The organism is Streptomyces sp. B93, from assembly GCF_018070565.1.
Lineage (GTDB): Bacteria > Actinomycetota > Actinomycetes > Streptomycetales > Streptomycetaceae > Streptomyces.
This window is the reverse complement of the sequence record NZ_JAGPXL010000019.1, coordinates 100,587-123,483: the sequence shown is the minus strand read 5'-3', so window position 1 is coordinate 123,483 and position 22,897 is coordinate 100,587. Positions and strand designations below refer to the sequence as shown.

22 protein-coding genes and 2 pseudogenes are annotated in these 22,897 nt (G+C 67.7%); 13 read left to right on the top strand and 11 right to left on the bottom strand.

The window, feature by feature from the left end:
* A pseudogene (locus KBY47_RS20140) lies at positions 1 to 90 on the top strand (IS5/IS1182 family transposase); the annotation flags it as partial.
* 215 nt (positions 91 to 305) lie between these two features.
* Positions 306 to 1,022, top strand: a complete 717-nt coding sequence (locus KBY47_RS20135; RefSeq protein ID WP_210922610.1) for an alpha/beta hydrolase — start codon at positions 306 to 308, stop codon at positions 1,020 to 1,022.
* Positions 1,023 to 1,329: 307 nt separating this feature from the next.
* Here the strand turns inward: KBY47_RS20135 and KBY47_RS20130 are convergent, their stop codons facing one another.
* Positions 1,330 to 1,926, bottom strand: a complete 597-nt coding sequence (locus KBY47_RS20130) for a TetR/AcrR family transcriptional regulator (RefSeq protein WP_190005487.1) — start codon at positions 1,924 to 1,926, stop codon at positions 1,330 to 1,332.
* Positions 1,927 to 2,048: 122 nt separating this feature from the next.
* On the opposite strand from KBY47_RS20130, the pseudogene KBY47_RS20125 reads away from it, so the two are divergent.
* Both KBY47_RS20125 and KBY47_RS20120 read left to right on the top strand, forming a co-directional pair.
* A pseudogene (locus KBY47_RS20125) lies at positions 2,049 to 2,632 on the top strand (NADP-dependent phosphogluconate dehydrogenase); the annotation flags it as partial.
* Positions 2,633 to 2,916: 284 nt separating this feature from the next.
* Positions 2,917 to 3,681: an SDR family NAD(P)-dependent oxidoreductase gene (locus tag KBY47_RS20120; RefSeq protein WP_210922608.1), complete on the top strand. Its 765-nt coding sequence runs from the start codon at positions 2,917 to 2,919 to the stop codon at positions 3,679 to 3,681.
* A 239-nt stretch (positions 3,682 to 3,920) separates the two neighbouring features.
* On the opposite strand, the gene KBY47_RS20115 is transcribed toward KBY47_RS20120, so the two are convergent.
* The 3 genes from KBY47_RS20115 to KBY47_RS20105 form a co-directional block, all read right to left on the bottom strand.
* Entirely contained in the window at positions 3,921 to 4,553 is a 633-nt protein-coding gene (locus KBY47_RS20115; RefSeq protein WP_247694964.1) for an HD domain-containing protein, read from the bottom strand.
* Between the two features lie 29 nt (positions 4,554 to 4,582).
* Positions 4,583 to 5,302: a DsbA family protein gene (locus KBY47_RS20110; RefSeq protein ID WP_210922606.1), complete on the bottom strand. Its 720-nt coding sequence runs from the start codon at positions 5,300 to 5,302 to the stop codon at positions 4,583 to 4,585.
* A gap of 99 nt (positions 5,303 to 5,401) precedes the next feature.
* On the bottom strand, positions 5,402 to 5,560 hold the full coding sequence (locus KBY47_RS20105; protein ID WP_210922604.1) for a hypothetical protein: 159 nt from the start codon (positions 5,558 to 5,560) through the stop codon (positions 5,402 to 5,404).
* A 294-nt stretch (positions 5,561 to 5,854) separates the two neighbouring features.
* On the opposite strand from KBY47_RS20105, the gene KBY47_RS20100 reads away from it, so the two are divergent.
* The 3 genes from KBY47_RS20100 to KBY47_RS20090 all read left to right on the top strand — a co-directional run bounded on the left by KBY47_RS20100 (position 5,855) and on the right by KBY47_RS20090 (position 8,972).
* Entirely contained in the window at positions 5,855 to 6,505 is a 651-nt protein-coding gene (locus KBY47_RS20100) for a nuclear transport factor 2 family protein (RefSeq protein ID WP_190005483.1), read from the top strand.
* A gap of 242 nt (positions 6,506 to 6,747) precedes the next feature.
* The gene (locus KBY47_RS20095) at positions 6,748 to 7,515 is read left to right on the top strand and encodes an alpha/beta fold hydrolase (RefSeq protein WP_308405212.1); all 768 of its coding nucleotides are present in this window, start codon (positions 6,748 to 6,750) and stop codon (positions 7,513 to 7,515) included.
* Positions 7,516 to 7,763: 248 nt separating this feature from the next.
* Entirely contained in the window at positions 7,764 to 8,972 is a 1,209-nt protein-coding gene (locus KBY47_RS20090) for an acyl-CoA dehydrogenase family protein (RefSeq protein ID WP_210922600.1), read from the top strand.
* 321 nt (positions 8,973 to 9,293) lie between these two features.
* Here the strand turns inward: KBY47_RS20090 and KBY47_RS20085 are convergent, their stop codons facing one another.
* The gene (locus KBY47_RS20085) at positions 9,294 to 10,256 is read right to left on the bottom strand and encodes an SDR family NAD(P)-dependent oxidoreductase (protein ID WP_210922597.1); all 963 of its coding nucleotides are present in this window, start codon (positions 10,254 to 10,256) and stop codon (positions 9,294 to 9,296) included.
* A gap of 107 nt (positions 10,257 to 10,363) precedes the next feature.
* On the opposite strand from KBY47_RS20085, the gene KBY47_RS20080 reads away from it, so the two are divergent.
* The 4 genes from KBY47_RS20080 (at position 10,364) to KBY47_RS20065 (ending at position 13,992) form a co-directional block, all read left to right on the top strand.
* Complete coding sequence (locus KBY47_RS20080; RefSeq protein WP_210922595.1) at positions 10,364 to 11,350, top strand: AraC family transcriptional regulator; 987 nt, start codon at positions 10,364 to 10,366, stop codon at positions 11,348 to 11,350.
* 175 nt (positions 11,351 to 11,525) lie between these two features.
* Positions 11,526 to 11,993, top strand: a complete 468-nt coding sequence (locus tag KBY47_RS20075; protein WP_210922593.1) for a nuclear transport factor 2 family protein — start codon at positions 11,526 to 11,528, stop codon at positions 11,991 to 11,993.
* A gap of 419 nt (positions 11,994 to 12,412) precedes the next feature.
* Positions 12,413 to 13,240 (top strand): alpha/beta fold hydrolase, encoded by an 828-nt coding sequence (locus KBY47_RS20070; RefSeq protein WP_210922591.1) that lies wholly within the window; start codon positions 12,413 to 12,415, stop codon positions 13,238 to 13,240.
* 290 nt (positions 13,241 to 13,530) lie between these two features.
* Positions 13,531 to 13,992, top strand: a complete 462-nt coding sequence (locus tag KBY47_RS20065; protein WP_190005476.1) for a nuclear transport factor 2 family protein — start codon at positions 13,531 to 13,533, stop codon at positions 13,990 to 13,992.
* A 230-nt stretch (positions 13,993 to 14,222) separates the two neighbouring features.
* Here the strand turns inward: KBY47_RS20065 and KBY47_RS20060 are convergent, their stop codons facing one another.
* The 6 genes from KBY47_RS20060 to KBY47_RS20035 all read right to left on the bottom strand — a co-directional run bounded on the left by KBY47_RS20060 (position 14,223) and on the right by KBY47_RS20035 (position 20,197).
* Complete coding sequence (locus KBY47_RS20060; RefSeq protein WP_210922589.1) at positions 14,223 to 15,185, bottom strand: NADP-dependent oxidoreductase; 963 nt, start codon at positions 15,183 to 15,185, stop codon at positions 14,223 to 14,225.
* A 589-nt stretch (positions 15,186 to 15,774) separates the two neighbouring features.
* On the bottom strand, positions 15,775 to 16,149 hold the full coding sequence (locus tag KBY47_RS20055; RefSeq protein WP_210922580.1) for a CrcB family protein: 375 nt from the start codon (positions 16,147 to 16,149) through the stop codon (positions 15,775 to 15,777).
* The gene (locus tag KBY47_RS20050; RefSeq protein WP_210922617.1) at positions 16,149 to 16,655 is read right to left on the bottom strand and encodes a CrcB family protein; all 507 of its coding nucleotides are present in this window, start codon (positions 16,653 to 16,655) and stop codon (positions 16,149 to 16,151) included. The genes KBY47_RS20055 and KBY47_RS20050 overlap by 1 nt, the downstream gene beginning before the upstream one ends.
* 210 nt (positions 16,656 to 16,865) lie before the next feature.
* The gene (locus KBY47_RS20045; protein WP_210922577.1) at positions 16,866 to 17,447 is read right to left on the bottom strand and encodes a TetR/AcrR family transcriptional regulator; all 582 of its coding nucleotides are present in this window, start codon (positions 17,445 to 17,447) and stop codon (positions 16,866 to 16,868) included.
* Positions 17,448 to 17,796: 349 nt separating this feature from the next.
* The gene (locus tag KBY47_RS20040; RefSeq protein ID WP_210922576.1) at positions 17,797 to 18,594 is read right to left on the bottom strand and encodes an SDR family NAD(P)-dependent oxidoreductase; all 798 of its coding nucleotides are present in this window, start codon (positions 18,592 to 18,594) and stop codon (positions 17,797 to 17,799) included.
* Positions 18,595 to 19,297: 703 nt separating this feature from the next.
* Positions 19,298 to 20,197, bottom strand: a complete 900-nt coding sequence (locus tag KBY47_RS20035) for an SDR family NAD(P)-dependent oxidoreductase (protein ID WP_210922574.1) — start codon at positions 20,195 to 20,197, stop codon at positions 19,298 to 19,300.
* Positions 20,198 to 20,265: 68 nt separating this feature from the next.
* Here KBY47_RS20035 and KBY47_RS20030 point away from each other — a divergent pair, with 68 nt between their 5' ends.
* Together KBY47_RS20030 and KBY47_RS20025 are read left to right on the top strand one after the other, a co-directional pair.
* Positions 20,266 to 20,919, top strand: a complete 654-nt coding sequence (locus tag KBY47_RS20030; protein ID WP_210922572.1) for a TetR/AcrR family transcriptional regulator — start codon at positions 20,266 to 20,268, stop codon at positions 20,917 to 20,919.
* A gap of 498 nt (positions 20,920 to 21,417) precedes the next feature.
* Positions 21,418 to 22,851 (top strand): MFS transporter, encoded by a 1,434-nt coding sequence (locus KBY47_RS20025; protein WP_210922569.1) that lies wholly within the window; start codon positions 21,418 to 21,420, stop codon positions 22,849 to 22,851.
* Positions 22,852 to 22,897 lie beyond the last annotated feature (46 nt).

The window sequence follows — 22,897 nt, the reverse complement described above, 5'->3', positions numbered from 1 at the left end:
TCCGAGGCGATGATCCACATCGCCTCGATCGACAACCTCAGCAAGCGCATAACGGACGAGACCACGCCAACCTGGCGAGGAACTTACTAGGGCATACAGGGCAATACGCCTAGATCAAATGCCCTCTTAGGAAGGAGCCTTCGGACGGTCGGACAAGTGCGGTGGACGATGAATCATGGCCCGCCGGGCGTGGCCCCTTCTAGGGTCGGCGAGGAGCCGATCGCAATCACGCCCCCTATGGTTCAGCCGCTGTGAAGGGCCGTAATCCGCGTACAGCTCTGCGTCCTTGCCGGGGAAGGCCCCGGTTGTTCCTGTTCGAAGGCCGATTCATGACCACCGCAGTACACGGCAATCCCACCATCCTGCTTGTCCATGGTGCCTGGCACGGCGCCTGGTGCTGGGACAAGCTTGTTCCGGCGCTCAACGCCCGGGGGTGGCACACCCTCACGGTCGACTTGCCGAGTGCGTCGACGGGCAGCAACGAGACGGCGGGGATGTACGACGACGCGCACGTCATCCGCACCAGGCTGGGAGAGATCGACGGGCCGGTGACCATCCTCGCGCACTCGTACGGCGGCGTCCCGGTCACGGAAGCTGCCGCTTCGGCGCCCACCGTGTCGCGCATCCTCTATCTCGCCGGCTTCCAGCTGGACGAGGGCGCTTCCCTGGTCAGCGAGAGCGGGGGACAGTTGCCGAGCGGCGACACGGGAACTCTGCCGGTTCCTGACAACCCGGCGAAGGCGCTGTTCAACGACATCCCTGCGGAGGAGGCCGATCAGGCCGTGCAGCGGCTGGTCCCGCAGAGCATACGGTCCTTCAGTGAACCGCTCACTGCGGCGGCATGGAAGACGGTCTCCTCCAGGTACATCGTCTGCGAGCACGACGAGATGCTCGCCCCGGCTTACCAGGAGTCGATGGGCAAGCGCGCCGGCCGCCTGTACCGGCTCCCTTCAGGCCACTCCCCGTTTTTCTCCATGGCGACCGATCTGGCGGAGCTGATCACTGTGGACGCCGACAGCTAGGGTGCTGAGTTGGGGATCACTGGTCGCGGAGGCATTCTCGGGTCCGGCGAATGGCTGCACTGTCAGCACCACCGCTGACGGTGCGAACCATGTCATCTGCCTTGCCGGTGGTCTGCTTCCCGGCCGGTTCCTGTCCACGTGTGGATCTCGAACGAAGTCCCACGCGACGCTGCGCGCCTGCGGCCCCGTCAGCTCAGCCAGACAGCCCGCAGCCAGGATTCGAGGGACGCCACCGCGCGTCAGCGACGGCCTGGAACAGCTCTGTTCGGGCGCCGCGGCGTGGTGGCGAAGGCGGTGCGGCTGGCGGCTACGAAGCCGGGGAGGGGGCGAATGCGTCGAGAGCGAGTTCGGCGACTTCAGTGAGTGACTCGCGATCAGGGTTGATCGCTCCCATGACCCGCAGCCCGTGCATCGTCGTGACGAGGTAGCGGGCCACGATGCGGGCGTCCCTCTCCTTGGAGAACTGGCCATCGGCTTGCGCCTCCGCCACGACCTGCGCCAGTGCGTCCTCGAGCATGTCCGACGTCGACTGCACATGGGCGGACACCTGGGGGTCGTGAGCTATCCGGCCGACCGCCGCCCCGACCATGAGGCAGGCCCGGCGGCTTCCGTCGCAGACGATCTCGTCAACGGCGGCTACCAGAACCTCCCGCAGCAGCTCCCGTCCCGGGGCTCCGTCCCGGAGCAGCTCGACCAGCGGCAACGCGTAATTGGCTCGGAAGCGGTCCATGGCCGCCAGGTACAGGCCTTCCTTGCTCCCGAACGCCGCGTACAGCGAGCCACGGCCCACGCCAGTTGCCTCGACGAGGTCTTGGATCGACGTGCCGTCGTAACCGTTGAGGCGGAAGGCGTTCATCGCCGCCTCCACGGCCTTCTCAGTGTCGAACTCCCGGGTGCGTGCCATACCCGCGAGTATACGCGCATTGGGAACGAACGGTACAGATTTGCAGTCGAGAACACATTATCTTGATCGATCGTTCCTTATTTGGTCTACTGATGCACCCTAAAGCCGCCGTCGGTGTCGCGACCGGGGGTCTGTACGTCATCGCCGACACTGCGGAACAGAAGGGCGCCGGACGCTGGACCGTGCAGACTGCTCTGGACCTTGGGGTTTCTGTGCGGAACGGCTGGTCACTCAGGTCGAACAGGCCCTCTACGCCTCCAAGCTCATCGCCTACGCTCAGGGCTTTCACCAGATCCAGGCGGCGAGCCGGGTCTACGGATGGAACGTGAACCAGGCAGCCGTGGCCGACGTGTGGCGTGCCGGTTGCATCATCCGCGCCTCCTTCCTGGACCGGGTGCGCGATTCCTTCACGGCTCATCCGGATCTCCCGGGCCTTCTCGCGCATCCGTCCTTCGCCCGTGAGCTCGGCGCCGCCCAGCTGCCCTGGCGCCTGGTGGTGTCGCACGCCACTAGGGACGGTGTGCCTGTTCCCGCCATGGCCGCAGCTCTCGCCCATTACGACGCACCGAGAGCCCCTCGCCTGCCGGCAGCGCTCATGCACGCCCAGCGGGACTTCTTCGGCGCGCACACCTACCGCCGCAACGATCGACCGGGCACCTTTCACGCCAGGTGGGACCTGGACCGTTCCGAGGAGCTCCGCGGCTAGCATCCGCTCCTTGCGAAGCGGACGGACGCCCAGGGCTCGTCCTCGCCGTCCCGGGCGGAACGGGAGGGCGCCCACGTCACCGCGGTTGGTCGGCAGGTGTTCCTGCGCAACGGCCCGGGGTACGGGCACGGAATTTTCTTTATCGACCATTCGTTCCTGATAAGGTAGCGTGAAGGGGCAGGCTCCAGGAGTGGAGAGCCTTCAGCCTGCTCAGGGCGTTCGCCCGCCATCTCGAACATTCCGGAGTCGTGGCCGTGTCACCCCGGGGCAAGAATGGAGCACCCATGTCCAACCGCCTGAATTCGAAGATCATCATCGTTACCGGGGGCACCTCCGGGATGGGTGAGGCCACGGTGAAGCGACTCGCCGGCGAGGGAGCGACGGTGGTCATCGGGGCGCGGGACAAGGCACGTGGTGAAGCGGTCGCGGCGGAGGTCTCGGCCGACGGCGGCAAGGCCGTCTTCGTTCCCACGGACGTCACCCGCGAGGAGGACGTCGCGCACCTGGTGGACTTCACGGTCAGGGAGTTCGGGGCCCTGCACGGCGCGTTCAACAACGCCGGCGGCGGCAACAGTCAGGGATCGATCCGTGAGGTGGACGCCGCCTTCTGGCAGAGCGTGGTCTCCCTGAACCTGACCAGTGTCTTCTACAGCCTCAAGCACGAGATCCCGGCCATCATCGCCAGCGGCGGAGGTTCCATCGTCAACAACGCCTCTGTGGTCGGTGCGGCGGGTGACCCGTCGGCCGTCGCCTACTCGGCCGCCAAGCACGGTGTCGTCGGTCTGACCCGCTCGACGGCGCTGGACGCGGCAAAGGACGGTGTCAGGGTCAACGCCCTCCTCACAGGGCTGGTCAACACGCCGCTGTGGCAGGGCTTCACGGCGAGCAACCCGGAAGCTGCGAATACCATCCTCAGCCAGCAGCCGACGGGGCGTTCGGCCGAAGTCAGTGAGATCGCCGCCTTCACCGCCTTCCTGCTGAGCGATGAGAGCCGGTTCATCAGCGGCGCCGCCCTGGCGATCGACGGCGCGCTCACTGCGGGCTACTGATCACCTCTTCGGCCAGCCCTGTCGGACTGCGGTCACGCACTCGGTCACCTGCCGACCTCGTGAGCGGCCTGCGGGGACCTGCGGTGACACAGGTCGGCAACGCCTGATTCGGGGGAAGGGCTCGAAGTCCTTCCCCGAACCCGTCTTTCGGCCGCCGGCGTGTCCGCTCCCTGCCCCCTTCGCCTCGGTGACGAACAAGATCCCAGACTTCCCGACCCGGCAGGGCGGGAACGGACGCCTCAGAAGGCGGGGTTGACGCCGCCGTGCATCGGATGCGCCAGATGTGCGGCGAGCAGGCCACCGGGCCAGCTGGACGGCGGTGCCTTCTGCGGACACCGGACGGCTTGAGCGACCACCGCGTCGCCGAGGACGGTCTCGATGTCCAGGCGGGGAAAGCGTCCCAGGGCCGAAAGCAACGGTCCCTGATCGGCGGGGTCGATCAGGTCGCTCCTGCCGAAGTCGACCAGGACGGCCTGCCGCACCAGCTGCGGCAGCGGCCCCATGCGCTCCGCGATGCCGGGAGAGGTGTGAAGCGCGACAGCTTCCCAGACCTCCTGGACCAGGGGTGCCGGCCAGTCGTGGTCCTTCAGGAAGGCTCGGGCGGCGTCCGCGCCCTCGACCTCGAACCGTTGCGGTCCGTCATAGGGTGCGGCCGTGCCCGCGTCGTGGAACAGGCAGGCCACGGCGAGCGCCTCCCGCGCCAAGTCACCGATGCCCTGCCTGCGCCCCAGGTGCTCGGCCACCAGCCACACCCGGATGCTGTGGTTGAGAATGGCGGGATCGAGGACGCCCCGCACGTGCGTGTAGGCGGCATCGGCGACCGACCCCCCGAAACTGATCGACACCTGCACGTCTCCCGTCTTCGTCGTCATGTCCGGCCTGTTGCGCTGCGCGGGTGGGGTCACGGCCGGGGCGAGGGCAGCGCGCACGCACCTTCTGCGTCGCACCCACCGTCGGGCACTGTGCCGGCGACCTGCAGTTCCGGCTTCTGTTCGGCCCACGCTCGCTCCAACGCCTCCGTGAAGGCGTGCGCCGGCTCAGCACCCGACAGGCCGTACTTCCCGTCGATGACGAAGAACGGCACACTTGTGACGCCCAGTCGCGCCGCCTCTGCCTCGTCCTTGCGCACGTCAGCGGCGTACGCCTGCTTGTCGGCCAGCACACCGCGCACCTCGTCCCCGTCCAGACCCGCGCGCATGGCGAGCTGGATCTGGTGCTCGGCGTCGTAGAGCGTGCGTGCCGTCGCGAAGTTGCCCTCGTAGAACAAGGACAACAGTTCTTCCGCCACGCCGTGGGCGGCGGCGAGATGGAGGAGCCGATGCATGTCGAAGGTGTTTCCGTGGTCTCGGTGATCGACGAGGTAGCCGAGTCCCTCCTGCCTGGCGACGCGCGCTATGCGCTCCTCTGCCGCGCGAGCCTGTGCCGGGGTCATGCCGTACTTCTTCGCGTGGGCTGCCCCGGTCGTGGGACGGGTCTCATCCAGATGCGGGTCGAGTTCGAAGGAACGGTGGACGACTTCGACATCGGCACGGTACGGGAAGGAGGCCAGTGCTTGCTTGAACCGGGCCTTGCCGATGAAGCACCACGGGCAGGAGATGTCGGACCAGATGTCGACGCGCATGATGGTGTCCTTTCGCCGGCAGCCGGTCCTTCCCCTGGAGGCCGATGGGCTCGGGGAGAGACGGGCGCCGTGTCGTGTGACGGCGGTGAACCAGGCCGGTTAGATACCGGTGGTGCGGGGTGGGGGACCCGCGAGTGTGGTGTGCCCGGGAGCGCGAAGCCCGTCGAGGAGGATGGTGATGATGCGGCGCCATCCCTCGGGCCCGGCGTCGACGCCGAAGCAGTGTTGCGTGTCCAGGGCGGCCTGGGTCGTGTGCATGGGTCTTCCCTTCTCCAGGTGTGTGTCCTGCGTCTCGCCGCGAGGGAGCGGCATACGGAATTATTGACTGAACGTTCTTCTTAGTATCTACTGTGCACTGTTCCCGCGCCACCCGCTACCAGGGTCACGAGGAACCGGCACCCCGGTCTTGCCGCCCCTGCAGTCCTCACGAAGGCGGCCGCAAGACCGGGACCGCAAAGATTCACTTTCCGCACGGGCTTGTTCTGCGCCGCCTCCTGGGCGGTCGCCCGTCGAAGCCACGGCCGCCCGGGCGGAACGAAAGGAACGATCAACATGCACGGACAGGAAAACCGAAACACGGCGGCGTGGCGCTCCCGTATCGGCGCGTCGGCGCTAGCGGCCGCACTGCTGATGGTGGGGGGTCTCGGCGCTGTGGCTCTGACCTCGCCGTCGGCCAACGCACACGACCGGTCGGCGAGCGAGCCGTCGAGGTCACTGGCCGCGAAGGTGCAGCGCCTGGAGGACATCGAGGACATTCACCAGCTCAAGGCTCGCTACTTCCGTTTCGTGGACGAGAAGAAGCACGACGAGCTGGCTGCACTGTTCACCCCGCACGCCAAGCTGGTGACCGACGGAATCACGTGGAAGTCCCCGAAGGACTTCGCCTACACCATCCGCGACCTGACCGGCAAGGCACCCTCCGCCCACTCCGGCATGATGCCGGAGATCACCATCACCGGTCCGAACACCGCGTCGGGTATCTGGTCGATGCAGGACGTGCTCACGTTCCCGGCAAGCAAGGACGCGCCGCAGGGCCACCACGGCTACGGGCAGTACCGTGAGACCTATCGGAAGATCGACGGCAAGTGGCTCATCGACTCGGTGCTGCTGACCCGGTTCCGTATGGATCCCATCCCGAACTGGACCCCTCCGAAGACCGCCGCTTCCGAGAGCGCTCCTTCCCAGACCGCCCCCGCCAACTGAGGTACGGGGGCTGCGCCTTCGAGTGCGCTCACATACCCCACTTCATACCCACGGAACCGCTGCTTTCCGCCGCGTGCGCAACGTGCGCGTCGAGACGGCGGCGGTTTCCTGACTCTCCCTGCCGACAACGCGCACCCGTTGCCGGCGTTCATCTCGCCGGCCCGGAAGCCCTCCCGGCCTCATCGACCGCGTCGGCTCTCTCCCCTACATGGAGGTTGGTTGTGGTGATCGACAGTTGTCAGGTGGACGGCATCTTCGTCGAACACGTCGCGCCCCAGGGAGCGCCGAAAGGCCCCCCGGTGGTCTTCGTGCACGGCGGGAGCCACGGAAGCTGGCTGTGGGAACAGTGGCTGCCCTACTTCGCGGCCGCCGGCCGGCACAGCTACGCCTTCAGCTGGTACAACCACACCAACTCGCGGAACCTGCCGAAGGACGAGTTCGTACGACGGAGCATGCTCGACGTCACGCGCGAACTGCGGACCGTCATATCGCACGTCGACGACACCCCCGTGCTCGTCGCGCACAGCATGGGTGCGGCTGCGGTGCAGAAATACGCAGAGCAGTTCCCGGTCGCCGCGCAGGTGCTCCTGGCGCCGGTGCCCTCGCAGCACACCGCGGGTGCGCCTCTTCCCCTGGAGGTCGACCTGAGCGAACCCTTCCCTCCCATGCCGTACGAGATGGTCGTGGAGTGGTTCTTCGCAGGCTGCTCGGACGACGACGCGCGTCGCTACTACAGCCTCATGCCGGACGAGTCCCCGAAGGCCGTCTGGGAAGCTGCTCAGCGTGGCGCGGCCATCGCGCTCGACCGGACGCGGATCAGCGGCCCCGCACTGATGGTCGCCGGAGGCCGCGACATCGTGTCACCGGCCGATCTGGTCCGCAGACACGCAGATCACTTCGGAGCCGACTACCTGTTCCTCCCCGACCGGGCACACAGCCTCATCCTGGAGCCTCGCTGGACCGAAGTGGCAGACCGTGTCCTCTCCTGGCTCGACCGGTCCGTGTGGTGACAGTGCCCGTCGAGGGCTCCACCCTGCTGCTCCCGCCACTGGACATGGCGGGGAAGCTCCGGCCGTGAACAACAGCGTGGCCAACCCCCTCCACCCACGCAGCCGCAAAGGCACGTTGCGCACGGTGTGAGCTGTGCGGGCCCGCTCCACCTATGCACCGGGCCTTCCCGGCCGCCGGCAGGGAAGGCCGACACCCAGTAGACGACGGGCCCGCCTGAGGCCCGGTCATCTTGAGAAAACGAGGGAACGTGGGACATCCCGTCGACGGCACCAACACGCCGTCCCCTGAAGAACGAAGGGCGAAGCTCGTCGCCCGGGCCGCCGATCTCCAGGCTGTGCTGCGAGCCCAGGCGGATCGCAGCGAGCAGGAACGCACGGTGTCGCCCGAAGCGGTCGAGGCCATGACCGAAGCGGGTGTCTTCCGGCTGCTCACGCCGAAGCGGTTCGGTGGTCACCAGACCGATCTGAGGACACTGACCACCGTCTCCGAGGTCCTGGGACAGGGCGACGGGTCGGCTGCGTGGACCGGCATGATCATCGCGGTGACCAACTGGCTGGCCTCTCTGTTCCCCGACCAGGCCCAACAGGACGTTTTCGGAACAGACCCGGACGCGCGCGTGACGGGCGTCGCCGCACCCACCGGCATGGGTGAGCCGGTGGAAGGTGGATGGAGTGTCACCGGCCGGTGGTCGTACAACTCCGGTGCCCCACACGCCACCTGGGCGGCAGTGGGAGCACTGCTGAAGGACGGGACGGGCGCGGTCGCCGACCAGGCACTGGTGCTCATTCCCGCCTCGGAACTGTCCGTTGAGGACACGTGGCACACCGCGGGGATGCGGGCGACAGCGAGCAACACCTTGACGGCGGAATCCGTCTTCGTCCCCGCCCACCGAGTGCTGTCGGTGCCGGCGGCAGCGGAGGGCAGCTACCCGCGCACGGCTGACGACGGAGCCCTCTTCTCCTCCGCCTTCGGCCCCATGCTGACGCTGTGTCTGGCCGGCCCTCTGCTCGGCATGGGCAAAGCCGCTCTCGACACCGTGGTCGACCAAGCCGGCTCCAAGCCCCTGTCCTTCACGATCCACCTACGGCAGGCCGACTCCGTGGGCGTTCAGACCCAGATCGCGCAAGCCGCCCTGCAACTGGAGACAGCGCGCCTGCACATCTACGCCGCCGCCGACGAAGTGGACCGGTCGGCGGCCAAGGGCACACTCGACTACGCCACCCGCACCAGGCTGCGGGCACAGGCGGGATACGCGGCCCAGCAGGTGCTGGCAGCGATCACGACCCTCCTGAACGTCCACGGCGCCTCCGCATTCGCCGAGGCCAGCCCGCTGCAGCGCATCTGGCGGGATGCCAACACCGCGGCCCGTCACGCCGGCCTGGTACCGGCGGTCGGGTACGAGGTCTACGGCAAGTCCCTCCTCGGCATCGAGGAGCGGGTGAGCCTCATGATCTGAGGCTCACCATCGGGCGACACCCCGGTTCCGGGTCTCGATCCCAGACCCGGAACCGGGAAACCGGCGGCGGATAAAGAACGTCTCACCAACAATCCGGCGGCTGCCCTGCACCGACAGGCAACAGGCCAGCCCCACCACAACAGACCCCGATCCGCATCTCGCCGCCACGCTCATCGTGCGGGGCGGCGGACACGTCATCGCGCAGCAGATCGCCATGAGCGACGGCCATGCTGACGCCGCCGTGCCGCGGAACCCGCCCGAGGCTGGGACAACGGCTACCGCCGCCCTGACACAAGCGCAGGCCGCTGGCCTACGTCAGCCTCAACGCTGCAGGGCCCGGTCCGCGTACTCCCACAGCCGCTGCGCCGAAGCAGCGTCGAGCGCATGTGCCGCCACACCGCTCGGGTTCTCCGCGCCCTCCACCGCGATGGGCGCCTCCTGATTGTCATCGAAATAGCGGCCCGTCACTCCGCTCACCAGAGGCGAGGCCGCCAAGAGCACGGAAGTCGCCGCCCCTTGGGCCGGTGTCTTGTAGTAGGGCAGAGGAGTGAGATGGCCGTCAGCGTCCATGACTCCGAATGCCCGCATGGTGTCGTCGTCGAGGTGCCGCTGGAGGTTGGTCAGGATGTACCCCGGGTTGCAGGCGTTGACGGTAATGCCGTCCCCGGCCCAGCGGCGAGCGCCCACCGCGAACAGGACCTCCGCCGTCTTGGACTGACCGTAGGCGGCCCAGGGATCGTACGGGCGCCGCTCGAACTGCGGGTCCTCGAAGTCGAAAGGCACGCTTATGTGTGCGCCGGAGCTGACCAGCACGACACGAGCGGAACCGCTCGCCTTCAGCGCGGAATGCAATGCGGTGGTGAGAGCGAAGTGACCAAGGAAATTCGTGGCGAGCTGCAGCTCCCAGCCGTTCGGCGCGAGTTCCTTCTGGGGGAGTGCCATGATTCCTGCATTGGCGACGAGGATGTCGAGTGGCCCCTGCCATTCCTGCACGAAGGACCGCACCGACTCGAGGTCGGAGAGGTCGAGTTGGGCGAGATGAACGCTTCCTGATCCCCCGGCCTCGTTGAGTTCGCGAACCAGCGGCCCCGCCAATTCCGGCCGACGGGTGGCGACGGTCACCTCGGCGCCGGCTGCGACCAGGGGCCTGACCGTCTCGACACCGATACCTGAGGCCCCGCCGGTGACTATGGCCCGTCGACCCGTGAGATCGACCCCGGAAATCACTTCAGCGGACGTCGCCCGGGGTGAGAACGGGGTGGTCAACAGATTGTCTGCACTCATGGAAACCTCATCATCGGTGGAGCGGATTCACTTCGACTGTATTGCCCCACGAACGCAGTGAACATCATTGGAAGTCCGTGACAGATTACCCATCGTCCAGGAGAAGAATGGACCCGCTTGAAGACGTTCTGTCCCTGCTCCGAACACGCAGTCATCTCTCTGCGGGACTGACCGCCGGAGGGCAGTGGGCCGTCCGGTTCGAGCCGCCGGCCGGAGTGAAATTCAATACCCTGCGACGGGGGTACTGCTGGCTCGAGGTGGAAAAAGCGGACGGCCCGATCGCCTTGGCGCCGGGCGATTGCTACCTGCTCACCCGACCACTGCCCTTCACCCTGCGCAGCGACCCCCCGGGCCCCGAGATCGACGCTCACACCATCTTCGCCAGAGCCGAGAACGGAATGGCACACACCGGCACAGGCGACGACGTGCTGCTCATCGGGGGACGGTTCACCTTCGGCGAGCCTGGCCACGAACTTCTCCTGGCGGGCCTTCCGCCGGTCATCCACGTCCCAGCGGGCTCACCGCACGCCGAAACGGTGGAATGGGCACTCACTGTGATCGAGCAAGAACTCACGTCGAGACCGGCGGCTTCGTCGCTCGTCGCCGAGCACCTGGCGGTCGTCATGCTCATCCACGTGATGCGCCTGTACCTCGCCCGAGAACCGCGAGCGGCCTCGGGGCTGTTGACAGGACTGGCCGAGCCGGCAGTCCGCGCCGCGCTGACATCGCTCCACACGGATCCGGCGCGCTCTTGGACAGTGGCCGAGTTGGCGCGAGCCGGTGCCGTCTCCCGCTCCACCCTGGCGGCACGCTTCAAGGACACCATGGGCCAGGGGCCGATGGAATACCTGACCCGCTGGCGCATCCAACTCGCGGCGCAGAGACTCCGCGAGAGCGACGAAACTCTTTCCGCGATCGCCCGCTACACCGGCTACGGGTCCGAGAGCGCGATGAGTAGCGCTTTCAAGCGGGTCACGGGAGTGTCTCCAAGCGTCTATCGCAGGTGTCACCGCGGGGTGGCAGCGGGTGACCAGCAGGGGGACGGCGGCGGCCGGATGCGCCGGACTTCACCCGAGGCCGAGCACCTCCCATGAACCGCATGACCCGGTATGCCGGTCCAGGTGATTGCCGAACACGCTGCCGGGACGCAGCGGGGGAGCGGCCTGCGGACACGGGCTATACCGTGTAATCAGGGCGCCGGACCGCGGTGGCGGGAGCGCTGCGGCAACTGGCGCGAGGCACATTGCCCGCTGTCACCCGGGAGCAGCCGTGACAGATCATCCGCCTGTACCCCCCTTCACACGGGAGTCGGCGATCCAGAAGGTACGTCTTGCCGAGGACGGTTGGAACAGCCGCGACCCACACAAGGTCTCTCTCGTCTACGCCGAGGATTCCCGCTGGCGCAACCGCAATGAGTTCGTCACAGGGCGTGAGGAGATAATCGAGTTCCTGACCCGAAAATGGGAGAAGGAGCTGCAGTACCGACTCATCAAGGAGCTTTGGGCGTTCGACGGCAATCGCATCGCGGTGCGGTTCGCCTACGAGTCGTGCGACGCTGACGGCAACTGGTGGCGTTCGTACGGCAACGAGAACTGGGAGTTCAACGCGGACGGGCTCATGGCCGTGCGGCACGCCTCCATCAACGACTTGCCCATCTCCGCATCGGAGCGCACGTACCATTGGCCGCTCGGCCGCAGGCCCGACGAACATCCCGGCCTCAGCGAGCTCGGATTCTGACCGCGACACCGAGCGGACGGACTATGCGGTGACCAGGGCCGACGACGCAATTCACCTGGCGTGTGATCCATGACCTCGTGGACTGTTGCCCGACGGAGCAGCCACGAGGCCATCGGTTCCGGGCTTGGCGGCACGGGGTCTGCCGGTTCACGTGGACGCTCGGGACGCCGAAACACAGCCATTCGGTTAGGGTGAATGCCACGATGTGCTCGGCGCGGTCAACTCAGGTCGCCGAAACACAGCCATTCGGTTAGGGTGAATGCCACGATGTGCTCGGCGCGGTCAACTCAGGTCGCCGACGCATACGTCGGCCGCGAGCGCGCCAAGGGCAAGCGCACGATCCCGTGCGCCAAATTCCGGGCCAAGTGCTGAATTCCACCCGATGTGCGGAGTTCCCGCAATAGACGGAAGGACCCCTCATGCCCTTTGTCACTGCCAAAGACGGAACAGACATCTTCTACAAGGACTGGGGAGACGGTCAGCCTGTGGTCTTCTCCCACGGCTGGCCTCTGATCGCCGATGCCTGGGATCCACAGATGAAACTGATGGCCGACAACGGCTACCGGGCCATCGCCCACGACCGGCGAGGAGGCGGGCGTTCCGGTCAGAGCTGGGAGGGCAATGACCTCGATACGTACGCCGATGACCTGGCGGCGCTGATCGAGCAGCTCGACCTCAGGAACGTCATACTCGTCGGGCACTCGACCGGGGGCGGCGAGGTCACCCGCTACATCGGCCGGCACGGCTCGGAGCGGGTCGCCAAGGCCGTGCTGGTAGGCGCGATCCCACCGCTGATGCTGAAGACCGAGGCGAATCCTGAAGGGCTGCCGATCGACGTGTTCGACGGGATCCGGCAAGGGGTGGAGTCCGACCGGTCGCAGTTCTACCAGGACCTCAGCGCTTCGTTCTACGGTGCGAACCGCGACGGATCCACTGTCACGCAAGGCACGCGTGACGAGTTCTGGCTGTGGGGCATGACGGTGGGGATCAAGGGCGCATACGACTGCGTCAAGGCCTTCTCCGAGACCGACCTCACCGAGGATCTCAAGAAGATCGACGTGCCCACATTGATCGTGCACGGCGACGACGATCAGATCGTTCCGATCGTCGCCTCGGGTGACAAGAGCTCGAAGTTGGTCAAGAACGCGGTCTACAAGGTGTACCCCGGAGCACCGCACGGCTTGGCGATGGTGCCCAAGTTCGCCGAGACCTTCAACGCCGACCTGCTGGAGTTCGCGCGCAGTTGAGAGGTGAGGCGGCCGCGGGGTCGAGGGGCGTCGAGTCACTCCCCTTCCTGCCCGGCGCGGAACGGGAGTGGCGCATGCCTCCCGCAGGCCCTCGGACCGTCTTGGCGTAACGATGGCGGCGCCGGGCCGCCGCTTCAACCGGTCCGACCCACCGGCCGGCCGATGCTGGGCCGAACTACGGGAACGAGCGAGCCTCGCCAGACCAATCGCGCTAATCCGATATGTACCGGTGTGGTTCCGGCGGTTCGGCGTGGACAGGCCAGGTGCTGCACAGCCAAGGAGGCGAGATCATGAGTGATCTCGACGAGATACGTCGCCGGCTGAGTGACCTTGAGGCGATCGAGAGCATCAAGCAACTGAAAGCGCGCTACTTCCGTTTCGTGGACGAGAAGAAGCATGACGACCTTGTCGCGCTCTTCACGCCCGATGCCAAGCTCGTGACCGACGGGATCGTGTGGAAGTCGCCGCAGGAGTTCGCCTACACCATCCGGGACCTGACCGGGGAAGCGCCGTCGGTGCACCACGGCCACATGCCGGAGATCGAGATGACCGGGCCCGACACGGCATCGGGGATCTGGGCGATGGAGGATCTGCTGACCTTCCCGGCCGGGAAGGATGCCCCCGAGGGGCACAACGGCTACGGCCAGTACCGGGAGACCTACCGCAAGGTTGACGGTCGGTGGCTGATCGACTCGGTGGAGCTGACCCGCTTCCGCATGGATCCGCTCGACAACTGGGACCCCGGTACCTGACACGAAGTGCGGATCCGGGCTCGCGAGAGACCCGGCCGAAGGGGCCGCCGCCGCACAAGCGCCTGGCGGGCTCCCGTAGCCACGGGCTCGCGCCGGCGGCTGTCGATGCGGGCCCGCAGAAGAGCCGGGAGCTCCTGCCGCGGAGTGGCGGGCGCACTCCGCCCGGAGCCGTAACCCGCCGCCTCCAGTCGCTTACGCCCTGGGCTGTGCCGCCGCAGGCCCTGCGGCGGTCAGAACGTCAAGACCAGCCTGCCTCGCACGCCACCCCCCTCGAAGCGCCGATGGGCGTCGGCCGCCTGGTCCGCGGGGTATTCACCAGCGACGCGCAAGGTGATGCGGCCCTCCTCCGCGAGCACGCGCAGGGTGTCGAGCTTGTCGTGTGCGTGGCGGTACTCGGGCACGAAGACGTTCCGCACGATCACGTCTCCTGTGTCGCCAAGGGGAACGGTGCCAGGTTCTCCGACGCTGCGCGCCAAGGCGAGCTGTCCGCCGGGTCGGATGGCGCCGAGAACCTGGGGTCCCATGACGGCGGCGTCCACGACCGCTTCGACGCCCTGCGGGACGACCTCGCGGAAGCGGTCGGCCACGTCCGGTCCCCGGCTGACCACCTTGTCCGCGCCCAGGGACCGGACCAGTTCCTCGTCGGCAGGCGCCGCGTCCGCCACCACGGACAGTCCGTCCGCCTTGGCGAGCTGCACGGTGTATCCGCCCAGTGCTCCGGCGGCGCCGGTGACGGCGATCCATCCGCCGGGAGCCAGGTCCAGCACATCGAGGGCAAGGCGTGCGGTCAGGCCGTTCATCGGGAGAGTGGCAGCCTCGGCGTGAGTCGTTCCGGCCGGTGCCCGTACGACCTGCCGTGCGTCGACGACGACATACTCCGCGTAGGCGCCCCCGGACGGATCGATCGGTACGACGATCGCCATCACCCGGTCACCCACGTGCAGGTCCGTGGCCGCGTCCGGGGCGATGGCGTCCACGACGCCGGCCGCGTCCATGCCGGGCCGGTAGGGGGGAGTCAGCCGCCCAGCGAGCATGGAGTCGGTGAAACCGGTACGCAGCAGGATGTCCGACGGGTTCACCGACGCCGCGTGCACCCGGATGCGGATCTGTCCGGGACCGACTTCCGGTACCGGCAGGTCGACGACCTCGAGCACCTCAGGACCGCCGTATCGGAACACTCCTACAGCCTTCATAACTGCTTCCTTTCCCGAGGGTGTGCCGCAGCCGAGCCCGTCGGCCGCGACCACACCCGATTATATTTCGAATGGTCAGTATAGAATGTTACGCGGTCTGCTTCCGTCAAGATCGGCGACCGGGCGAGTCCCGCTTCGTCCTGCGTGCCGCCCGACGGCAATGCTTGCCAGCCCGCGGATAGGCTCGGGGTCCGCCCCCTGGGTCGCCGGCGCGCCTGTCCGGCCCGGGCGTCCGCCCCGTGGAGGGGCGCGCGGGGTGTTTGCCGGGTCAACGGACCTTGCGGAACACTTCACGGAGATCGTTGACGTAGGCCGCCGGATTTTCGATGGCCGAAGCCGTGCATGCCCTTGAAGGGGAAGTCCTCGTTCACCACCGGCGTCCTCGGCTCGGACGATGATGTCCTCCATCGCCCGTACGCCCTGAGCCGAGGTCGTCGAGACCGGCTCGACTCGTCCGAGAACAGGTGATGGATGAGGACGTCGTCCGCACCGCAGGCGGTTGGCCGTTCATCAGTGATGCAGCCGGTCTGGATGAGCCGCACCGGTCCCGCTCAGGCATGGCGGGCAGCCGTAACCACGCGGTGGGCCGTCACCACAGGACTCGGGCGACCCCCGCCCCGGCGAAGGACGCCGTCAGGCCCAGTACGACACTGACCAGCAGATATCCGGCAGCCTCGGCGCTCTTGCGTCCACCGGCCAAGGTCAGGAGCTCGTAGGAAAAGGTGGACCATGTGGACAGCGCGCCGCAGAAGCCGGTCGACAGCAAAGCCTGCCCCGACGCGTCCAACGCGCCGCCCGTGCCCGCCTCGACGAAGAGGCCCAGGAGGAGGCACGCGCCCAGATTGGCGAAGAGTGTGCCCCACGGGAACGTCCAGCGCATGCGGGCCTTTGCCGCTGTGCCGATCAGGTATCTGACGGGCGCACCGACAGCACCTCCAGCCAGTACGAGAATCCAATCCCCCATCAGGAGCCCTTACGCCGCTGACCCGTGTACGGGTCTGCGCGTCGAACCCGCAGCATGCCCACAACGCAGGCCACTCCCAGAAGCACCCCGGACATGGACGCGCCCACGGTCAGCACGAGGTAGGCAACCGCAGTCCCGGGCTGACCGTTCTCGAACAGCCTTCGTGCGTCGTCCGTATAGGTGGAGAACGTGGTGAAACCCCCGAGGACGCCTGTGCCCAGAAGAGGGCTGAGTAGGGGAGAGGCCCCGGCAAAGCGCTTCTTGAGCACCATGGTGAGCACCCCCATCAAGAAGCAGCCCACGGCATTGATCAACAGCGTTGTCCAGGGAAAGGCGGCCGCCCCCGTTCGCCAGACGAGGTAGGCGTCGCCGCCGTTCGGCCACATACGGGAGACTCCGTAGCGGGCCAGGGCGCCGATTACACCGCCCGCCGCTACAGCGACGATCGCTGACGCTCGAGGCGAGGAGCCGTGATCAGTCCATCCAGCATGGTGCACATGATCCATCAGATGCATGCAGTCACTACTATGCGCATGAATGCCTCGAACTGCGTCAACACACCGCATACCGGCAAGCGTGGGTAAGCGGCCCCCTCGACACCGGACGCGATCCACGGCAGCCCATCCGCTGCACCCGACAGAGGCCGGCTCAAGGGGCCGGACACCTGATCGTCAGCGTCGACTCGACCTGTCTCCGCCCGACGTGACGCCGGGTAGTCAGTCCTTGCCGGTCCGGATGCCGTCCAGTGCGAAGCGGAGGACCCGGCCGCGCTGCTCGTCGCTGACGTATCCGGTGGCGATGATGCCAGTGATCATGCGCAGGACGTCGTCGAAGGACGCGTCGCGGCGGGCCTCGCCGGCCTCCTGCGCCCGTGTGAACAAGGGTTCCCCCGCCTCGTACATGGCCTTACGCGCGTCGCGGAACATCGCTGAGTCGCGGTTGAGTTCTTCGGAGATCGCACGCTTGGTGCCGACGTAGGATACGAACCGGTCGAGCCAGGTGCTGAACGCCTCCCACGGAGGCAGGTGCGCGACATCCTGGGCGGCGTGGCACAGCTCCTCGACCTCACCCGCGTAGACAGCGTCGAAGAGTGCTTGCCGCGTGGGGAAGTTGCGGTAGAGCGTGCCGATGCCGACACCGGCTGAACGGGCGATGTCCTCGAGCGGGGTGCCGGTTCCCTGCTCGGCGAACGCCGTGCGGGCGGCGGCCAGGAGTCTGTCGAAGTTACGGCGCGCGTCAGCTCGGTGCGGGCGGCGCACGGCCGCACCGAGTGCCGAGGGCGTCCTGTCGTCCACCATGATCCTTCGACGCGATGGGATCGGAGGCGTGCCTCCGCGGCAGTGGAGTGTGCCCTCCGGTTTTCCGGAGGGATCCCTCGATACTACCAAGGCCGGATCCCGCTCACCGCGGACCTCACGGCCGCCCCGTCAAGATCCCGTAGGCCTCTATTTCCTCCAGCGGCCGATCAGTATCGCGTGGGCGCACCTGGAAGCCGCACGCCCACCACGAGTCCTCGTTGCGGCACTCTGTCCTGCCCGCCTGCGAACCGCACGGGACAGAACCGAGGAAGCTGTGTTTCCGGGCGATGCGGCTCGCCCTGATACATGCCGGGCTGTGCACGCTCTCGCGTGAGCCCGGCAGGATGGGTTACAGCGAGCGGATGAGGCCACCGTCGACGCGCAGGATGGCGCCGCTGACGTAGTCGGCCAAGGGGCTGGTCAGATACGCGACGGCACCGGCGACCTCCTCCGGAAGGCCCAGTCGGCCGCGGTCGTTGGGCAGCAGGTGCTTGGTGGCGTCACGTTCGATGTCCTCCCAGGTTTCGCCCCAGCCGCGGTCCGGGGCGATGCCGGTCAGCAGGTCCTTGACGGCGTCGACGAGGATCGCCCCCGGGGCGACGGTGTTGGAGGTGACGCCGGTGCCCGCGAGTTCCCGTGCCAGGGAGACGGCCAGGTTGTGCCGGGCGGCGAGGGTGGCGTTGTAATGGGGATGTCCCGGCATCGGCGTGATGGCGAGGCCGCCGCCGATCTGGATGACGCGGCCCCAGCCGCGCTCGCGCATCTGGGGGACCAGCCGCTTGATCATGCGGACACCGGACAGCACGTTCGCGTCATAGGTCTCGCGCCAGTCGTCAATGGTCGCGTCGGTCCAGGTGACGTGCCGGTAGTAGCCCGCGTTGTTGACCAGGATGTCGATGGGGCCGTTCGCCAGGGCCCCCGCCGCGACCGCGTCGGCGCCTTCGTCGGTGGCGAGGTCGCCCAGGACGACTTCAGCGCGTCCGCCGTCGTCCCGGATGGTCCGGGCCACGGCCTCGGCGCGCTCCTTGTCGCGGCCGTGCACCACGACCGTCGCGCCCTCGGCCGCGAGGAGAGTGGCGATGGCCGCTCCGAGGCCCGAGCTGGAGCCCGTCACCAGGGCGCGCTTGTCGCTGAGCTTGTAGTCCATGTCATTTCGCTTTCGTTCTTCGCGGCCGCAGATGAGGTGCCGTCCGGAGCATGCCGAGCATGTGTGGCCGCGGTGCTGACGCATTGGGAGACGCCCTGCCCGACCTGAAGGAGGAGGCTTCTCGGTAGCGGAGGGCGTCCTCCACTTTAATGGAGGATGCCCTCCGGTGCAAATGGGGCGAAAGGGTCTTATTGGGGCCGGGTCTACTGCATCGGCTGAGGTGTGGCTCCGCCCGCCACTCGGAGCGCGGGCGGCGAGCTGAACTGATCACGGCGGGCAGACGGCTCCGCCCGTCTGAGCCGGCAGAGGTTTCGTGACGTCAGCGGGGGAGGGGGTGTCGTGTCAGTGGCCGTCGTCGGCCGAACATGCACGACGGCCAGGCCCGCGACTGCTGGCGCGGTGGCACCCCGGCCATCCGGCTGCATCGCCCGGGCCGTCGTGGGAGGCGGGTGAACCTCTGGTGTCCAGAGGCGGCGACTCCGAGCACTTGCGCCGATGGCTCGATAAGCGTGGTGATCGCCTGAGGTGTCAGCCGAGTCCGCCGACGCCTCTCTGGCCGTGCTCTGTCATAAAGGGAAGGGCTCGGGATTGGCGGCCTCGCCGATTAGTCGATCGGTCGGCCGGGCGCAATGTCTTTGTCGTCTCCGCGATGTCACCCACGGAAAGCTGCGTCCGTGCGGTCGGCCGGTTGGTCCGGAGGGCGTTACTGGCCTGACGTCGGCGGCAGTTCGACCGGGTACGGCTCGGCGAAATCGGCCGAGCGGCTCACCGCCTCCCATGCCTCCGCCTCGGCGAGCTGGCGGCGGGAGTAGTCGAGCGCCAGGTTCACCGCGTTCACCCCGAGAAGGAGGTGGCCGGGCACCTCGCCACGCCGCACCGTGCGGACGATGATCTCGGCGGCGCGCTCCGGGTCACCCGCACTGCCGGCGGCGCCTTGGCGCACCCTGCGGTTCATGGCGCCCACGGTGCTGTCGTAGGCCTCCGGTGTGGCGTGGACGGTCATGGAGGAGCCGGCCCAGTCAGTGGCGAAGCCGCTCGGTTCGACGACCATGAACCGCACCCCGAGTGGTGCGGTCTCCGCGGCAAGGGACCGGGTGAAGCCGTCGACGGCGAACTTCGCCGCCTGGTACGAGGCGATGCCAGGGGAGCCACCGACGCGTCCGCCGACCGAGGAGATCTGCACCACGGTCCCCGACCCCTGCTGCCGCAGAACGGGCAGCGCTGCCTTGGTCACGTGGTAGACACCCCAGAAGTTCGTCTCGAACTGGGCGCGGAAGTCCTGGTCGTCCGCGGTCTCGACCGGTGCCACGTTCGCGTAGCCGGCGTTGTTGACCACGACGTCGAGGCGGCCGAAGTGGTCGAGCGCGGCGTTGATCGCCGCGCGGGCCGCGTCAGCGCTGGTGACGTCCAGCGGCAGTGCGAGCACTCGGTCGCCGTGGTCCTTCAGCTCCTCGGCGAGGGTCTTGGGGTTGCGGGCAGTGGCGACGACGAGGTCGCCTGCCTCGAGGATGGCGGTGATCAGGGCGCGTCCGAGACCGCGTGAGGAGCCGGTGACGAACCAAACGCGCTGGTCGGTGATGCGGGCGTCGGTGTTTTCACTCATGTCGCTAGTGAAACACCGTTCTCTTAATAAGGCAACATCATTGCGTTATGTGTTCCTATGATGGCCCCATGACGCACCCAGCCTCCTTCCAGCGCGCCCGCAGTGCACAAGCCAAACAGGCACGCGAGGCAGCGATCCTGGAAGCGGCGCGCAGGCTCGGCCGGGAGCGCGGCATCCGGGAAGTCACTCTCACTGACATCGCCGCCGAAGTGGGCATGCACAAATCGGCCCTGCTGCGCTACTTCGAGACCAGGGAGCAGATCTTTCTCGAGCTCACGGCTGAAGGCTGGCGCGAATGGTCCGCAGAGTTCCGTGCCCAGTTGCGGGCATGCGACAAGGCGGACCCCGCCGGCGTCGCCGACGCCTTCGCTTCGACACTCGCGGCACGTCCCGTGTTCTGTGACCTCCTGGCACAGGCACCGCTGAACCTGGAACGCAACGTGTCACTCGAGGCGGTACGCGCGTTCAAACTCGTCACCCTGCACGAAGTCGACCTGATCGGCGCCGAGGTGAACCGGCTCCTGGGTCTCGACGAGCATCAGGTGCTCGATCTGGTCTCCACCGCCACCGGTATGGCCGGTGCCCTGTGGCAGATGGCCAGTCCGAGCCCCCGCCTACGCGATCTCTACACCAGTGACCCCCGGCTTGGACACGCCGTCGTCGAAGTCGAACCCCGCCTGCGCCGCATACTTGCCGCATTCCTGGCCGGAACGACCGCCTGACGACTCCCTTACCTGGGCGCTGACCCGCATCCGGTCCTGACGGAACCGGTTACGGGGCGGTGGGTGTTGGCGCGCGCCGGCACGGTCTCCGGCTGCCGTCACGGAGGCGCCCGCCCGGCGTACAGCTGTCAACGCCCCCCGGCGGGCGCGGATTGTGGCGGCGTGCGCGAACGGCTCGCCGTCGCCGGTCATGCCCGAATGTGCGCGGCTCTTCCGCAGCCGTCCGGCACGGCTGGATCGAGCACCGGTAGGGGTGCCGGCTGTCACGCCTGCAGCGCCGGGGCCGCATCCGGCCCATGAGGTGGTTAGGACTGCGGCGGGAGAGCCGCGCTGAGCGCACCACGAAATAAACGGAGGTATGCATCCGTTATAGTGGAGTGGCGCCTCCGCTTCTGTCCGAGGTGCTTCTCCCCGGCTGCCCGCCCGGCGAAACGGACCACGCTTCGCCCCGCACCCGGCCCCCCCTGACGCGCACGCTCACCCTGCCAAGGACTTCCCATGCCCCGCCCCCCTTCTTCCCCACGGCTGATCCTCGCCGTGCTCGCCGCTGCCGCCGGCGTCTTCGCCATGTTGCAATCCCTGATCAGCCCGGTGCTGCCGACCATCCAGGCGGACCTCGGCACCAGCCGTTCCACCGTCACCTGGATCCTGACCGCATGGCTGATGTCTGCTTCCGTCGCCACGCCGTTGCTGGGCCGTCTCGGTGACTCCCTCGGTAAACGACGCACCCTGCTCGTCGCCCTGGGCGCCGTCTCGGCAGGTTCCCTTCTCGCCGCACTCGCGCCCAACATCGGTGTCCTGGTCGCCGCCCGGGTGGTGCAGGGCCTGGGCGGCGCCGTATTCCCGCTGGCCTTCGGTATCGTCCGGGACGAATTCCCCGCCGAGCGCGTCGCCCCCGCGATCGGCTCCCTGTCCGCGGTCCTGGCCGGTGGCGGTGGCCTCGGGCTCGTACTGTCCGGGCCGATCGAGACGCACCTCGGATGGCGCTGGCTCTTCTGGATACCGATGGTGGCGGTGGCCCTCACGGCCGCCTTGGTGCGGTTCCTCGTCCCCGAGTCGCCCGTGCGCCACCGCGGCCGTATCGACTGGCGCGCCGCGCTCCTTCTGTCGGGCTGGCTCGTGGCGCTGCTGACCCCCGTGAGCCGCGCCGGCGTATGGGGCTGGGGCTCACCGAGCGTCCTGGGCCTGTTCGCGCTTGCCACGATCCTGTTCTGCTGCTGGATCGTTGTGGAGTCCCGCTCGGCCGATCCGCTCGTCGACCTGCGCATGATGCGGCTGCCGGCGGTGTGGACCACGAATGCGGTCGCGGTGCTGTTCGGTGCGAGCATGTTCGCGGTGACGGCTTTCGTGCCGCAGTTCCTGCAGACGCCCGCCACGGCGGGCTACGGCTTCGGCCTCAGCGTGAGTGAAGCAGGACTGCTTTCCCTGCCCATGCTGGCCGCGATGTCGGTGGGTGGGATCCTGTCCGGTGCGCTTTCCGCACGGGTGAGTCCCAAGGCGCAGCTTGTCGTGAGCGCCCTCCTGAGCACCGTGGCCTGTGCGGCCTTCGCGCTGCTGTCCGAACAGCCCTGGGAAGTCGCGACCGCCGGCGGCGTGTTCGGGCTGGGGCTCGGACTGGCCTACGCCGCCATGTCGACCCTGATCGTCCGGAGCGTACCGGCCCACCGGACGGGCGTGGCCACCGGTATGAACGCCAACATTCGCAATATCGGAGGGGCGATCGGCACCGCCGTGGTCGCCACTCTCATCACGTCGAACCCGCTGCCGGGCGGACTCCCCAGGGAGAGCGGATTCACGCACGGTTTCCTCCTGCTGACCGTCACCTCGGTGGTCACCGTGGCCCTCGCCGCACTGGTACCAGCCGGACGGCGCCGCGGCACCGCCGTCGCCCGACACGCGCAACCTCGCCACAAGAGCGGGCATCCGCACTGACCCATCCCCTCTGGGTGGAAACCGCCGCCCGCGTGGACCGAGGCGC